Source organism: Blastochloris viridis, from assembly GCF_001402875.1.
GTDB classification, from domain to species: Bacteria; Pseudomonadota; Alphaproteobacteria; order Rhizobiales; family Xanthobacteraceae; genus Blastochloris; species Blastochloris viridis.
Map to the genome: position 1 here is coordinate 725,135 of NZ_CP012946.1, position 14,661 is coordinate 739,795.

The 14,661-nt window shown below is 69.4% G+C and carries 14 protein-coding genes; 4 read left to right on the forward strand and 10 right to left on the reverse strand.

From position 1 onward, the window contains the following. Positions 1 to 96: 96 nt before the first annotated feature. The 10 genes from BVIR_RS03250 to rpsF all read right to left on the reverse strand — a co-directional run bounded on the left by BVIR_RS03250 (position 97) and on the right by rpsF (position 10,713). Complete coding sequence (locus BVIR_RS03250) at positions 97 to 840, reverse strand: SDR family NAD(P)-dependent oxidoreductase (protein WP_055036412.1); 744 nt, start codon at positions 838 to 840, stop codon at positions 97 to 99. 23 nt (positions 841 to 863) lie between these two features. Further along, positions 864 to 2,333, reverse strand: coding sequence for an amidophosphoribosyltransferase (gene purF, locus BVIR_RS03255; protein ID WP_236823679.1), 1,470 nt, complete (start codon positions 2,331 to 2,333; stop codon positions 864 to 866). Between the two features lie 608 nt (positions 2,334 to 2,941). After that, positions 2,942 to 3,520, reverse strand: a complete 579-nt coding sequence (locus tag BVIR_RS03260) for a CvpA family protein (RefSeq protein WP_236823681.1) — start codon at positions 3,518 to 3,520, stop codon at positions 2,942 to 2,944. Between the two features lie 98 nt (positions 3,521 to 3,618). Beyond that, a complete protein-coding gene (radA, locus tag BVIR_RS03265) occupies positions 3,619 to 5,040 on the reverse strand; it encodes a DNA repair protein RadA (RefSeq protein WP_055036414.1) in 1,422 nt (473 codons plus the stop codon). Between the two features lie 75 nt (positions 5,041 to 5,115). Then, positions 5,116 to 6,246, reverse strand: a complete 1,131-nt coding sequence (alr, locus tag BVIR_RS03270) for an alanine racemase (protein ID WP_055036415.1) — start codon at positions 6,244 to 6,246, stop codon at positions 5,116 to 5,118. Between the two features lie 256 nt (positions 6,247 to 6,502). Continuing rightward, on the reverse strand, positions 6,503 to 7,993 hold the full coding sequence (locus BVIR_RS03275; RefSeq protein WP_055036416.1) for a replicative DNA helicase: 1,491 nt from the start codon (positions 7,991 to 7,993) through the stop codon (positions 6,503 to 6,505). Positions 7,994 to 8,289: 296 nt separating this feature from the next. After that, positions 8,290 to 8,856: a 50S ribosomal protein L9 gene (gene rplI, locus BVIR_RS03280; protein WP_055036417.1), complete on the reverse strand. Its 567-nt coding sequence runs from the start codon at positions 8,854 to 8,856 to the stop codon at positions 8,290 to 8,292. Positions 8,857 to 8,875: 19 nt separating this feature from the next. After that, the gene (locus tag BVIR_RS03285) at positions 8,876 to 9,862 is read right to left on the reverse strand and encodes a DUF2232 domain-containing protein (protein WP_055036418.1); all 987 of its coding nucleotides are present in this window, start codon (positions 9,860 to 9,862) and stop codon (positions 8,876 to 8,878) included. 210 nt (positions 9,863 to 10,072) lie between these two features. Beyond that, positions 10,073 to 10,312 (reverse strand): 30S ribosomal protein S18, encoded by a 240-nt coding sequence (rpsR, locus tag BVIR_RS03290; RefSeq protein WP_055036419.1) that lies wholly within the window; start codon positions 10,310 to 10,312, stop codon positions 10,073 to 10,075. Then, positions 10,309 to 10,713: a 30S ribosomal protein S6 gene (rpsF, locus tag BVIR_RS03295; protein ID WP_055036420.1), complete on the reverse strand. Its 405-nt coding sequence runs from the start codon at positions 10,711 to 10,713 to the stop codon at positions 10,309 to 10,311. The genes rpsR and rpsF overlap by 4 nt, the downstream gene beginning before the upstream one ends. Positions 10,714 to 11,026: 313 nt before the next feature. Here rpsF and fabD point away from each other — a divergent pair, with 313 nt between their 5' ends. The 4 genes from fabD (at position 11,027) to fabF (ending at position 14,522) form a co-directional block, all read left to right on the forward strand. Continuing rightward, positions 11,027 to 11,974 (forward strand): ACP S-malonyltransferase, encoded by a 948-nt coding sequence (fabD, locus tag BVIR_RS03300; RefSeq protein WP_055036421.1) that lies wholly within the window; start codon positions 11,027 to 11,029, stop codon positions 11,972 to 11,974. An 8-nt stretch (positions 11,975 to 11,982) separates the two neighbouring features. Continuing rightward, positions 11,983 to 12,720, forward strand: a complete 738-nt coding sequence (gene fabG, locus BVIR_RS03305) for a 3-oxoacyl-[acyl-carrier-protein] reductase (RefSeq protein ID WP_055036422.1) — start codon at positions 11,983 to 11,985, stop codon at positions 12,718 to 12,720. 237 nt (positions 12,721 to 12,957) lie between these two features. After that, positions 12,958 to 13,194 (forward strand): acyl carrier protein, encoded by a 237-nt coding sequence (locus tag BVIR_RS03310; protein ID WP_055036423.1) that lies wholly within the window; start codon positions 12,958 to 12,960, stop codon positions 13,192 to 13,194. Positions 13,195 to 13,259: 65 nt separating this feature from the next. Then, a complete protein-coding gene (gene fabF / locus BVIR_RS03315; protein WP_055038644.1) occupies positions 13,260 to 14,522 on the forward strand; it encodes a beta-ketoacyl-ACP synthase II in 1,263 nt (420 codons plus the stop codon). The last annotated feature ends 139 nt before the right edge of the window (positions 14,523 to 14,661 follow it).

Genomic DNA, 14,661 nt, shown 5'->3' on the forward strand with positions numbered 1-14,661 from the left:
ACCGCGTGCAGAAAAGACGCCTGCTCGCCGAACGATCCCGGCGCGGCGCGGATGCTGCGCATCACGCACCGTCCGGGACGACGGCTGCGGGCACGCTCACGCCGGCGGCTGGAAGGTCTTCAGCGTGCCGGTCTTGTACTCGTAGATGCGGCCGGACTCGGTGAAGCTTGGCAGGCAGAGCTCGACGATCTTCGCCGCCGGCGCCTCGGGCGGCGGCAGCGTCTGGGGGTCTTCGCCCGGCATGGCGGTGGCGCGCATCTTGGTGCGGGTCGGGCCGGGGTTGAACAGGTTGACCTTCACCGGCGTGGTGGCAACCTCGGCGGCGTAGGTGCGGCCCATGCAGTCGACCGCGGCCTTGGTGAGGGCGTACGGCCCCCAATAGGCCCGCGGCGACTGGGCGACACCGGACGACAGCAGCACCACCCGGCCGGCGTCGGAGGCGCGCAGCAACGGGTCCATGGCGCGGATCGTCCGCCAGGTGGCGGTGATGTTGACCGCGATCAGGTGGTCCCAGTGGTCGACCTCGACGTGGGCGAGCGGCGAGATCGGGCCGAGCGTCGCGGCGTTGGCGACCAGGATGTCGAGCTTCTTCCAGCGCTGGAAGATGGCGGCGCCGAGCCGGTCGAGGCCGTCGCCGTCCTTGAGGTCGAGCGGCACCAGGGTGGCGCCTTCGCCGGTCGAGGCCTTGATCTCGTCGTCGAGCTCGGTGAGGCCGCCCTCGGTGCGGGCGACGGCGATGACGTGGGCGCCGGCCTTGGCCAAAGCGAGGGCGGTGGCGCGGCCGATGCCGCGCGAGGCGCCGGTGACCAGCGCGATACGGCCGGCGAGCGGACGGTCCATGGCTTCTAACTCCGAGAGAAAGATCAGCTGGCCTCGGCGAGCAGCGACAGCTGGCGCGGCGGCGGGGTCTCGCCGTCGCGGTCGGTCAGCGCGGTCGGGTAGTCGCCGGTGAAGCAGTGGTCGGTGAACTGCGGCCGGACCGGGTCGCGGGCCTCGACTCCCATGGCGCGGTAAAGCCCCTCGACCGACAGGAAGGCCAGGGTGTCGGCGCCGATATAGCTGCGCATGCCTTCCAGGTCGTGGTTGGCGGCGAGCAGCTTGTCGCGCTCCGGCGTGTCGATGCCGTAATAGTCGGGGTTGGTGATGGGCGGGGAGGCGATGCGGAAGTGCACCTCGCGGGCGCCGGCGTCGCGCATCATCTGCACGATCTTCACCGAGGTGGTGCCGCGCACCAGCGAATCGTCGACCAGCACGATACGCTTGCCAGCCACCACGGCGCGGTTGGCGGAGTGCTTCAGGCGCACCCCCATCTCGCGGATGGTCTGGGTCGGCTGGATGAAGGTGCGGCCGACATAGTGGTTGCGGATGATGCCGAGTTCGTAGGGAATGCCGGACTGCTGGGCGTAGCCGATCGCCGCCGGCACGCCGGAATCGGGCACTGGCACCACCACGTCGGCCTCCACCGCGGTTTCGCGCGCCAGTTCGCGGCCGAAGCCCTTGCGCACCTGGTAGACCGAGCGGCCGCCCACCACCGAGTCCGGCCGGGCGAAATAGATGAACTCGAAAATGCACGGCCGCGGCGGCATCGGCGGGAACGGCTTCAGGCTCTCGACGCCGTCCTCCGACACTACGATCACCTCGCCGTTCTCGACGTCGCGCACGTAGCGGGCGCCGATGATGTCGAGCGCGCACGTCTCCGAGGCCAGGATCGGATGGCCGTCGAGCATGCCGAGCACCAGCGGCCGGATGCCGGCGGGGTCGCGGGCGCCGATCAGCTTCTTGTTGGTGAGGCCGACCAGAGCGTAGGCACCTTCCAGTTGCCGCAGGCCCTCGACGAAGCGGTCGACGAAGCGATTGCGCTTGGAGCGGGCGACGAGGTGCAGCATCACCTCGGTGTCGGTGGTCGATTGGCAGATGGCGCCTTCGGTCACCAATTGGCGCCGCAGCGTCAAGCCGTTGGTCAGGTTGCCATTGTGGCCGATGGCGAAGCCGCCGCCCTCGATCTCGGCGAACAGCGGCTGCACGTTGCGCAGGATGGTCTCGCCGGTGGTCGAGTAGCGGACGTGGCCGATCGCGGAGTCACCGGCGAGCTGCTTGATGAGGGCGGGGTCGGAGAAGGTGTCGCCGACCAGGCCAAGGCGGCGCTCGGAGTGGAAGCGGCGGCCATCGAAGGTGACGATGCCGGCCGCCTCCTGGCCGCGATGCTGCAGCGCGTGCAGGCCGAGGGCGGTGATGGCGGCCGCGTCGGGGTGGCCGAAGATGCCGAACACGCCGCATTCCTCGCGCAGCGTGTCGCCGTCCAGATCGTCTTCGAACCCGACCATCTCGTCCATCCCGTCCTCCGCCGAACACGACATAATAGCTGACACCGACGCCGGGATGCTTGAGGCATCACGCCGTCCCCGGTCGCGGATTTCCCATCTGAAATCAGGGATTCATGGAAATCCGCGATCGAAACCACCGCCGGCTGCCGCCGCCGCTAGCATGATATGGGGTCGGGGCGAGCAGATCGTGATCCCTGACCCTCCAGCGCACCCGGTCGGACCGGGTGCCCTCGGCTCCCGATGGCCGCGGCGTCGCCGACCATCGCCGACCCGCCTGTTGCGGCCGAGGCTCCAAAGCATCCGCCGATCTTTGCACCGGCAGTCGCTCTAAGCCCTTGAGCGATCGCTTTGTCTTTCGCAAAATCGGCCTGCGCTTTTGCGGAGAATGCTCTAGACCGGATCGAGCACAAGGTCTGCCCCCGATCGTCGGTCCTGCGCGGTATCCCCGCAAAACTGGTTTCCGCAATCGGCGAAAGCCGCATCGACCGCCGGCCTTTGCGATAGCTCCCAACACGGTGCGTTCGCCGCGTGTTCTAGCAGCTGCCGCCGCCGAAGCGACTGGCAGCGCCGATCACGGTTTCGTGGCCGGCGCGCCGCTCGGTGCGCTCGGCCGCCGATCAGTCCTTCGGCTTCTTGAGGTTCTTCAGCATCGCCTCGGGGTCGTCCGGCAGCAGCGACTTCAGCCAGTCGCCGGTCGAGCACAGCACGGCGTAGGATTTGGAATCGCGCAACCACGCCGGCTGGCGGGAAGGGTTCTGGGCGCAGGTGGTCGTCGGCGCCGGGTTGGCGCCGGCTTGCGCCGGGTCCTGGCCTTCCAGCAGCCATGTCAGGAACAGGAACGCCACCACCATCAAGATCAGGCCGCGGCCCAGCCCGAACACGAAACCGAGGCTGCGGTCGAGCGCGCCGACCCGGCTGTCGAGAATGGCGTCGGAGATGCGGGCGGTGATGATCCAGACCACGAACAGCGTGAGCAGGAAGATGCCGCCGACGGTGGCGGCCATCGCCAGCGAATCCTGCTGGATGTATTGCTTCGTGAACGGCAGCACCTGCGGGTAGAACACCGCGGCGGCGGCGGCCGCCGCCAGCCATGAGCCGATCGAGAACAGCTCCCGGATCAGCCCGCGCACCATGGCGAGCAGCCCGGACATGAGCATGATGACCAGCAATGCAATGTCGAGAATGGTCAACGGCATAACACCACATCGCCGGCCATGACCGGCTCTATCTGGGCTGAAGGATCAGGCTGTGACACAGGTTTGCAGCTCTCTATAACCCTGCCGCGAGGCGAAAGTCATCCGTCTTGTCGAGCGGGCGGCGGGCGGCGGCCGGACGCGGCGCGGCGTGGCGCTGCGGCGGCGATATCGGCGACGAGGCCGGCCAGCGCGCCGACCGGGGAAGTGGCCAGCGCCGGCTCGCCGAGGTCGCGGCCGCCCTCCGGGCACACCGCGCGCTTGAAGCCGAGCTTGGCCGCTTCCTTGATGCGGGCGGCGGCGTGCGCCACTGGCCGCACCGCGCCGGACAGGCTGACCTCGCCGAAATAGACCGCATCCGCCGGCAGCGGCGCTCCGGCCAGCGACGACACCAGCGCGGCGGCGGCGGCAAGATCGGCGGCGGGCTCATTGATGCGCAGGCCGCCGGCGACGTTGAGATAGACGTCGAAGCCGCCGAGCTTGACGCCGCAGTGCGCCTCCAGCACCGCCAGCACCATGGCGAGGCGGTTGGAGTCCCACCCCACCACCGCCCGGCGCGGCGTGCCGAGCGAGGTCGGCGCCACCAACGCCTGGATCTCGACCAGCAGCGGCCGCGTGCCCTCCATGCCGGCGAACACCGCGGTGCCGGGCGAGCCGAGGTCGCGCTCGGACAGGAACAGCTCCGAGGGGTTCGCCACCTCGGCCAGGCCCCGCCCGGTCATCTCGAACACGCCGATCTCGTCGGTCGGGCCGAAGCGGTTCTTGAGCGCGCGCAGGATGCGGAAATGGTGGCCGCCCTCGCCCTCGAACGACAGCACGGCGTCGACCATGTGCTCGACCACGCGCGGGCCGGCGATCTGGCCGTCCTTGGTGACGTGGCCGACCAAGATCACTGCCGCGCCGCTTCGTTTGGCGTAGCGGATCAGCGCTTGGGCCGAGCCGCGCACCTGGGCGACGGTGCCGGGCGCCGATTCCACCGCGTCGGTCCACATGGTCTGGATCGAATCGATCACCGCGAGCTTGGGCGGCGGGCCCTCGCTCAAGGTGGCGAGGATGTCCTCGACATTGGTCTCGGCGGCGAGCGCGACCTTGGCCGCCGACAGGCCGAGCCGCTCGGCCCGCAGGCGCACCTGCCCGGTGGCCTCCTCGCCGGAGATGTAGACCACGCCGTCGCCGCGCCCGGCCATGGCGGCTGCGGCCTGGATCAGCAGCGTCGACTTGCCGATGCCGGGGTCGCCGCCGATCAGGATCACCGAGCCGCGCACGAAGCCGCCGCCGGTGACGCGGTCGAGTTCGTTGATGCCGCTGGCGGTGCGGGGGGCGTCCCTGCTGCCGCCGGCGAGGGATTCCAGCGCGACGAGGCGGCCCTTGCGGCCGGGGCGCTGCGCCGCCGGCGCTGCTGCCGCGGCCGAGGTCTCTTCGGCGATGGTGTTCCACTCGCCGCAGGAATCGCACTTGCCCTGCCAGCGGGTATAGACCGCGCCGCAGGCCTGGCAGACGAAGGTGATGGTGCGCTTGGCCATGGCGTCATCGAGACGGAACGGCGTGGGAAGTCAACGGCAGGCGTCGGCGCGGCGGCGCCGAACCCCGCCTTGCACTCACCCGCCGACGTGCCGCCTTTGATATCGCTGGCTGAGGCTGGTCAGGACCTCGTAGCCGACGGTGCCGGCGGCGCGGGCGTAGTCGTCGACGCCGAAGCGCTCGGAGAGCAGCGCGATGGTATCGCCGCGCTGGACCTTTTCCACCGGCGCCGCGGTGACGTCGAAGGCGGCGAGATCCATCGAGATGCGGCCGACCATCGGGCAGGCGACGCCGTCGATATACCCCAGCACCGGCGCCAGGCCGGGGGCGGTGGCGGTGCGCAGGAGGCCGTCGGCATAGCCGGCCGACACCACGGCGATGCGGGAGGTGTTCGGCGCGGTCCAGCGCGCGCCGTAGCCCACCGTCTCGCCGGCCGGCACGATCCGGCTCTGCACGATGGAAAGGTCGAGCCGCACCACCGGCCGCATCGGGTTCGCCGTCCATGGCGTCGGGTTGCCGCCATAGAGGGCGTAGCCGGGCCGGGCGAGGTCGAACTGCGCCGCGGAGCCGAGGAACAGCCCGGCCGAGTTCGACAGCGAGGCCGGCACGCCGGGGAACAGTGCCGCGGCCTCGCGGAAGGTGACGAGCTGGCGGGCGGTCAGCGGGTGGCCGTGTTCGTCGGCGCAGGCGTAGTGGCTCATCACCAGGCTGAACAGCGGTTTTCCGCGGGGCCGAAGCGCCAGGGCCTTGGCCTCCTCGGGCCTGAGGCCGAGCCGGTTCATGCCGGTGTCGAGGTGCAGCGCCGCGCCCTCGGCCCAGCCGGTGGCGGAAACGAACGCCTCCCACTCGGCCAGCTCGGCGAGGGAGCCGATCACCGGGCGGAGGCGGGCTGCGGCGAACGCCTCACAGGCGCCGGGGGGAAGGCCGTTCAGCACGTAGATCGCGGCGTCGGGCAGGGCCGCTCGCAACGCCTTTCCTTCCTCGGGCAGGGCGACGAAGAAGGTGATGCAGCCGGCGGCGCCCAACGCCCGGCCCACTGCCACCGCGCCGCAGCCGTACGCATCCGCCTTGACCACGCCGGCCGCGGCGCCCGGCGCGGCGAGCGCCGACAGCGTCTTCCAGTTGGCGACGATGGCGGCAAGGTCGACGGTGAGAACGCCGCCCGAAAGGTCGGGGGCGGCGAGCGGAGCGAATTCGGCGGCGGGCATCGCGGACTCAAAACATCGGGGGAAAGACCCACATTAGCAGACCATGGCGGTCGTGAACCAATGCGAAGGCGGGCGAACGGAGTCCCGCGCCGGATGCTCACGCTCCGCGCCGGTCATCCTCGGGCGCGGGCGGATTCTGCAAACTCGGCGGATCATCGGTTCCGGACCGCGCGGCGTCGCCGCTTGTCCGGAACGATGGCCATTGATGGCGGACATCGCGGTTGTGGTCTCACGTCGTCGGAAACGACGCCGGCCCTCACCGCCGGTCGGGCAGGCGATCCTCGCGGGCGAGGGTGGCGAAGCGGGTGAACTCGGAGGCGAAGTGCAGCTTCACCGAGCCGGTCGGGCCGTGGCGCTGCTTGCCGACGATCAGCTCGGCGGTGCCCTTGATCGCCTCGAGTTCTTGGTCCCACTTGAACCACTCCTCGGTGCCCTGCCGAGGCTCCTTGTTCTTGTGGTAGTACTCCTCGCGGAACACGAACAGCACGACGTCGGCGTCCTGCTCGATCGAGCCCGATTCACGCAGGTCGGAGAGTTGCGGCCGCTTGTCTTCGCGGCTTTCGACCTGCCGCGACAGCTGCGACAGCGCGATGATCGGGACGCAGAGTTCCTTGGCCAGCGCCTTCAAGCCGGTGGTGATCTCGGTGATTTCCTGCACGCGGCCCTCGCTGGCGCGCTTGGAGGAGCCGGACAGCAACTGCAGATAATCGACCACCATCATGTCGAGCCCGCGCTGGCGCTTGAGGCGGCGGGCGCGGGCGGTGAGCTGAGCGATCGAGATGCCGCCGGTGTCGTCGATATAGAGCGGGATCGACTGCATCACCTGGGCGGCGGCGGCGAGCTTGCCGAAATCGGCGTCGGAAATGTCGCCACGGCGGATGCGCGAGGACGGAATCTCGGACTGCTCGGCAAGTACGCGGGTGGCGAGCTGCTCGGCCGACATTTCCAGCGAAAAGAAGCCGACGATGCCGCCGGTCACCGTCTCGATCGTGCCGTCCGGCCGTGGCCGGCCGTTGTAATTGGCGGCGACGTTGTAGGCGATGTTGGTGGCGAGCGCGGTTTTGCCCATGCCGGGGCGACCGGCCAGGATGATGAGGTCGGAGGCCTGCAGGCCGCCCATCAGGGCGTCGACGTCGTCGAGCCCGGTGGCCAGACCCGACAGATGGCCGTCGCGCTGGTAGGCGCGGCCGGCCATGTCGATCGCCTCCTTCAGCGCGTCGGAGAAACGCAGGAAGCCGCCGTCGTAACGGCCGGTTTCGGCGAGCTCGTACAGGCGGCGTTCGGCGTCCTCGATCTGGTCGGTCGGCGGCATGTCGACCGGCGCGTCGAAGGCGATGTTAACCATGTCCTCGCCGATGCGGATCAACTCGCGGCGGGTGGCGAGGTCGTAGATCACCCGGCCGTAGTCGGCGGCGTTGATGACGGTGGTGGCCTCGGCGGCCAGCCGCGCCAGATATTGCGCCACCGTCAGCCCGCCGATGTCGGCATCGCCGGGCAGGAAGGTCTTGATCGTAACCGGCGTCGCCACCTTGCCGACGCGGATCAGTTGTCCGCAAATGTCGAACACCGACTGGTGCAGCGGCTCGAAGAAATGCTTCGGCTCCAGGAAGTCGGAGACGCGGTAGAACGCTTCGTTGTTGACCAGCACCGCGCCGAGCAGGGCCTGCTCGACCTCGACATTGTGCGGAGCAACCCGATAGAGCGGGTCTGCACCTTGGGTCTTGCGGGCGAGCGATTCGACGACCATGCCATCATCCAGCAGCGGGTGCGTTGATTAACATGGCGCGTGCGGTGAAAGGGGACGATGTGACCCCTGACCGCGCCGGCGATACCGCAATCCACACCTCGGCAAGAATCTCCGGCGGCAACCAAGGCGAGTCTTGACTGTCACCTGGGTGCGCAGCCGATTCCGATCCGGCCGCGCGGAAAACGGCGGCGGATAAAAAACGCCCGGCCGCAAGGGCCGGGCGTGATCATTGTTTTCAAGGACGAAAACCTGCGAACTTCAACGGCCCCATGCGTCAGCATCCGGGGCCGTTGGCATCAGGCCTCCTCGGCCTCTTCGTCCGGCTGCTCGAACGCCTCTTCCGCCTCGGCGGCGACGTCCTCGTCCTCGTCACGGCGACGGCTAACGTCCTCGCCGCGGGCCTGGCGCTCGGCCTCGTCGGCGCTGCGGGCGACGTTGATCACCACCGTCACCTCGACCTCGGGGTGCAGCGCCACCGGCACCCTGTGCAGGCCGATGGTCTTGATCGGGGCGTTGAGCACGAGCTGCTGACGCTCGACGGTGAAGCCGCCCTTGGTCATCAGCTCGGCGAGGTCACGGGTCGACACCGAGCCGTAGAGCTGGCCGGTCTCACCGGCCTGGCGCAGCACCGCGAACGACTGGCCGCCGAGCTTGGCGCCGACCGCCTCGGCATCGCGTTTGAGTTCGAGGTTGCGGGCTTCGAGCTGAACGCGCTCGCGGGCAAACCGCTCCTTGTTGGGCTGGGTGGCGCGCAGCGCCTTGCCCTTCGGCAGCAGGTAGTTGCGGGCAAAGCCGTTCTTGACGCGCACAACCTCGCCCATCTGGCCGAGCTTGGCGACGCGTTCGAGCAGGATCACGTCCATTGGGTTGCTCCTTTAAAGGTCACTGGTCGTTCGCCGCCGGCGGTCCCGAGCGCGGGGAGTTCCCCCCGGGGCCGGAGCGGCGGCGGCGAAAATCGAGGAAGCCATCGGCGAGGCCGACGATGGCGACGAACAACAGCGGCCACCCCAGCACCAGGATGGCCACGTAGACGGTGGCGAGGATGAAGGCGCGGCCGGACATCCCCCGCGTCATCGCATGGGTCAACGACAGCCCGGCCAGGCCGTAGGCCAGCATCAACGTGCCGACGAACAGCCCGGCAAGGACGCCGACCAGGCCGTCGATCAGGCTCAGCAGCGAGGCTGCGCCGAGCGCCAGCGCCGCAGGTCCCGGCAGGCGGATGTCGGAGAGATCCGGCCACGGCCGCACCAGCCGGCCGGAGGCGCGTACCACGCGGGCGGCGCCCCACAGGTTGAGCACCGCGGTGACCATCGACAGGATGGCGGCCGAAGGCGGCAGCATCGCCACCATCAACTGCACCACGGTCTCGGGGTCGGACACGCCCGGCAGGACCAGCGGCTGGCCGTCCGCGGTGCCGGTCTGTACCTTGAGCACCCGCTCGACGGCCGCGCGCAGTGCGGTGGCGTAGCTCTCCTCGCCGTAGCCGAGCGCGACGAGGCCGATGGCGACGCCGGTCGCAGCCACCGCGGCCGCCCAGACCAGAAGGTGCCCGATCGGGTACCATTCGACATCGCCGGCTTCGTTGCGGCGGGCGAGCAGCGCCAGATAGGCGAGCAGCCACGCCGGCACGGCGACGCCGACCAAGAAGGCCATCAGGAAGACGGACGGGAGCGCCAAGGCCAGGACGCCGGCCGCCACCGCCGCGCCCACCAGGCCGGCGTGATGGCGCCAGCCCAGCCCGGCGATCAGGATCGGCAACGGCGCGGCGTAGAACAACGCCATGGCGAAGACCGAGCCGGATGAAACCGAGGCGAACAACAGCGCCGAGGCGAGACCGGCCGCGAGGCCGATTGAGACAATGCTGATCATCGAGCTGTCCCGCTCTGAGAAGGAGCGGTTAGAGGCGGGATCCGCCCCAACCACAGGCCGCCGGCTCATTCCGGCAACCCCGATGCGACATAACGGAACCGGATGGCCGCGTCGTGACCGGCCGATTCCGTAACGTGACTTCAGGTGCCGCGACGCGCGGTGTCGCGGCAGCTCCGGTGGGGAGGCCGGCGGCGAACCGCCGGCGCCCGCTCAGCGGATGACGTAAGGCAGAAGGCCGAGGAAGCGCGCCCGCTTGATGGCGCGCGCCAACTCGCGCTGCTTCTTGGCCGACACCGCGGTGATGCGGCTCGGCACGATCTTGCCGCGCTCGGAGACGTAGCGCTGCAGCAGCTTGACGTCCTTGTAGTCGATCTTCGGCGCGTTGGCGCCGGAGAACGGGCAGGTCTTGCGGCGGCGGAAGAACGGGCGGCGAGACGGGGCGGTGCTCATGCGTTGTCCTCCACGGTCTCGGCTTCCTCGCCGAAGCCGTCGCGATCACGACGGCGGTCGCCGCGACGCTCGTCGCGGTCACGCTTCATCATCATCACCGACGGGCTGTCTTCCAGCGCGTCGACGCGGATGGTGAGCGAGCGCATCACGTCTTCGCTCAGGCCCATCTGGCGCTCCATCTCGGCGACGGCGGGAGCCGGCGCGTCGATGTTGAACAGGGTGAAGTGGGCCTTGCGGTTCTTCTTGATGCGGTAGGCGAGGGTCTTCACACCCCAATACTCGGCCTTGGAGACCGTGCCGCCACCGGCTTCGATGACGCCCTTGAACTGGGCGGTTAGTTCGTCGACCTGCTGGGACGTCAAGTCCTGGCGGGCCAGAAAGATATGCTCGTACAACGGCATATGATTCACGCCTTTCGTTGCGGTACTCCGCCGGCGCGGCGCCAAGCCCCTCGCGGCCCGGAAAGGCTGCGGTGTCTCGGGAGAGCGGGGACACGGGACGGCGGGCGTTCGCCCTGACGTGCCCTGCCTGATGGCATTTGGGCGCGGCTGTCCGTTCAGCCCCCGGCCAAGCCGGTGGAAGGAGGCGCTTATACACCGAAACCGCCGTGGTGCAACGGCCGCGGCGCGGCGATTCCCGGTTGGGACCATCGTCGCCTTGACACCCGCGCCCCTGCCGTATCAATGGCCCCGCTTTCCGGGGGAACCGCTCGATATGACAACAGCATTCGTGTTTCCGGGCCAGGGCAGCCAGGCCGTCGGCATGGGTAAGGCGCTGGCCGAGGCGTTTCCGGTCGCCCGCGCCGTGTTCGACGAGGTCGACGCCGCGCTCGGCGACAGGCTCACCCAGGTGATGTGGGACGGCCCGGCCGATACCCTGACCCTGACCGAGAACGCTCAGCCGGCGCTGATGGCGGTGTCGCTCGCGGCGATGCGGGTGCTGGAGACCGAGGCCGGCCTCGACCTTCGCCGCGACGCCGCCTTCGTCGCTGGCCACTCGCTGGGCGAATATTCGGCGCTGGCGGCGGCGGGCGCGCTCTCCATCGCCGACACCGCGCGCCTGCTGCGCCTGCGCGGCCGCTCGATGCAGGCCGCCACCCCGGTTGGCACCGGCGCCATGGCGGCGCTGATGGGGCTCGATTTCGACACCGCGGTCGCGGTCGCCGCCGAGGCCGCCCAGGGCGAGGTGTGCGCGGCCGCCAACGACAACGCCCCCGGCCAGGTGGTGGTGTCCGGCCACAAGGCGGCGGTCGAGCGCGCCTGCGAGATCGCCAAGGCCAAGGGCGCCTCGCGCGCCATCATGCTGACGGTGTCGGCGCCGTTCCATTGCCCGCTGATGGCGCCGGCCGCCGACGCCATGGCGGTGGCGCTGGCCGAGGTCGACGTCCGGGTGCCGGCGGTGCCGGTGGTGGCCAACGTGCTGGCCCGGCCGATCACCGACCCGGCGGAGATCCGCCGCCGGCTGGTCGAGCAGGTCACCGGCACGGTGCGCTGGCGCGAATCCGTTGGATACATGGCCGGCGAGGGCGTCGGCCGTCTGGTCGAGGTGGGTGCCGGCAAGGTACTGTCGGGTCTCGCCAAACGGATCGTCAAAGAGCTTGCCGCGAGCAATGTCGGCACCCCCGACGACGTCGCGGCGTTCAAGGCCACCCTCAGCGCGTGAGACGCACCATGTTTGATCTGACTGGCAAGACCGCGCTGGTAACCGGCGCCACCGGCGGCATCGGTGCCGCCATCGCCCGCGCCCTGCACCAGCACGGCGCCACGGTGGCGATCTCCGGCACCCGCGCCGAGGTGCTTCAGACGCTGGCGGGCGACCTCGGCGAGCGCGTCCACGTGCTGCCCTGCAACCTCAGCGACACCGCGGCGGTCGAGGCGCTGGTGCCGGCGGCGGAGGCCGCGCTTGGAAAGCTCGATATCCTGGTCAACAATGCCGGCATCACCCGCGACAATCTTTTCATGCGGATGAAGGACGAGGAGTGGGACCAGGTGATCGCGGTCGACCTGACCGCGGGCTTCCGCCTCGCCCGCGCCGCGGTGAAGGGCATGATGAAGCGCCGGCATGGCCGCATCATCGGCATCACCTCGGTGGTCGGCGTCACCGGCAATCCCGGCCAGGGCAACTATGCCGCGGCCAAGGCCGGCATGATCGGCATGTCGAAGGCCCTTGCCGCCGAGGTGGCCAGCCGCGGCATCACCGTCAACTGCATCGCGCCCGGCTTCATCTCGACCGCGATGACCGACGTCCTGAACGACAAGCAGCGCGAGTCGGTGCTGGGCCGGGTTCCGGCCGGGCGTCTCGGCTCGCCCGATGACATTGCCGCCGCCGCGGTCTATCTGGCATCCAATGCCGGCGGCTACGTCACCGGACAGACGCTCCACGTCAACGGCGGAATGGCGATGGTGTAAACGGCCGCGGCATGAACAGGTTTCTCAAGCCTGTGGCGTGCTGGCCAAGCCGGATCAAGTATGCTAACCGCGGCTCCGCCGGGCCGGAGCGTGCGAGCAAGGGGGGCTTTGGCCGCGCCACTATCAACAGTTTGTCCCGGTTTTAGTCCAATACGGCCGCATGACGGACCCGAGCAGGGTTCAAAATGCGATGCTGCCCCAAGACAACAGAAACGCGACATCACGAAGGATCAATCCATGAGCGACATTGCCGAGCGGGTGAAAAAGATCGTCATTGAGCACCTCGGCGTCGAAGCCGACAAGGTGACGGAAGGCGCGAGCTTCATCGACGACCTCGGCGCCGACAGCCTTGACACCGTCGAGCTCGTGATGGCGTTCGAGGAAGAGTTCGGCGTCGAGATCCCGGACGACGCGGCCGAGACCATCCTGACCGTCGGCGACGCGATCAAGTTCCTGTCCAAGACGGCGGCCTGATCGCAAATCGGCCCGGTCGAGCGGGCCCGCGCCGGGGGTGATCCCCGGCCGGTGGAGGCGTAATGATGCGGCGTGTCGTAGTGACCGGTCTCGGCATGGTGTCCCCGCTTGGGTGCGGGGTCGAAGCGTCCTGGTCGCGAATCCTCAAGGGCGAGAGCGGACTGTCTCGAATCGAGTCGTTCGACGTCTCCGATCTGCCCTGCAAGGTTTCGGCCCAGATCCCCCGTGGCGACGGGTCGAACGGCACGTTCAGTCCCGACCAGTGGATGGAGCCGAAGGAGGCCCGCAAGGTCGACGCGTTCATCGTGTATGCGATGGCGGCGGCCCGGCAGGCGCTGGAGGATGCGGGGTGGGCGCCGAAGACGCCGGACGAGCAGAACGCCACCGGCGTGCTGATCGGCTCCGGCATCGGCGGCATCGAGGGCATCGCCGAAGCCGGCGTCATCCTCAAGGAACGCGGTCCCCGCCGCATCTCGCCGTTCTTCATTCCGGGGCGGCTGATCAACCTCGCCTCCGGCTACGTGTCGATCGAGCACGGGCTGAAGGGGCCGAATCACGCGGTGGTCACCGCCTGCTCCACCGGTGCGCACGCCATTGGCGATGCCTCCCGGCTGGTCGCGCTCGGCGACGCCGACGTGATGGTGGCGGGCGGCACCGAATCGCCGCTCAGCCGTCTGGCCATCGCCGGCTTCTGCTCCTGCCGGGCGCTGTCGACCGGCTTCAACGACGAGCCGACCCGCGCCTCCCGTCCCTGGGACAAGGATCGCGACGGCTTCGTGATGGGCGAGGGCGCCGGCGTGGTGGTGCTCGAAGCCTATGAGCACGCCAAGGCGCGCGGCGCCCGCATCTATGCCGAGGTGATCGGCTACGGCATGTCGGGTGACGCCTATCACATCACCGCGCCGTCGGAGAGCGGCGACGGTGCCTATCGCTGCATGCAGGCGGCACTGCGCCGGGCCGGCATCGGCGCGGACGAAGTCGACTACATCAACGCGCACGGCACCTCGACGCCGATGGGCGACGAGATCGAGCTCGGCGCGGTGCAGCGCCTGCTCGGCAACGCCACCGACCGGGTGTCGATGTCCTCCACCAAGTCGGCGACCGGGCACCTGCTCGGCGCGGCCGGCGCGGTCGAGGCGATCTTCTCCATCCTGGCGCTGCGCGACCAGGTGGCGCCGCCGACGCTCAACCTCGACAATCCGTCGGTCGACACCCCGATCGATCTCGTCGCGCACACCGCGCGCAAGCGGCCGATCGAGGTCGCGCTGTCGAATTCGTTCGGGTTCGGCGGCACCAACGCCTCGCTGGTCTTCCGCAAGGCGAACTAAGCCGACGCCGTCCGGTTCGCGCGGCGACCTCAGGGTGTTGCCGCGCTCGCTTTCGCCATATTTGCCGCTAGTCTGCCCGCTGAGTGCCATCGGCGCGTCGGCGCCGACGCCAGGCCGGAAGGGTTGGCGGATTGCGCCA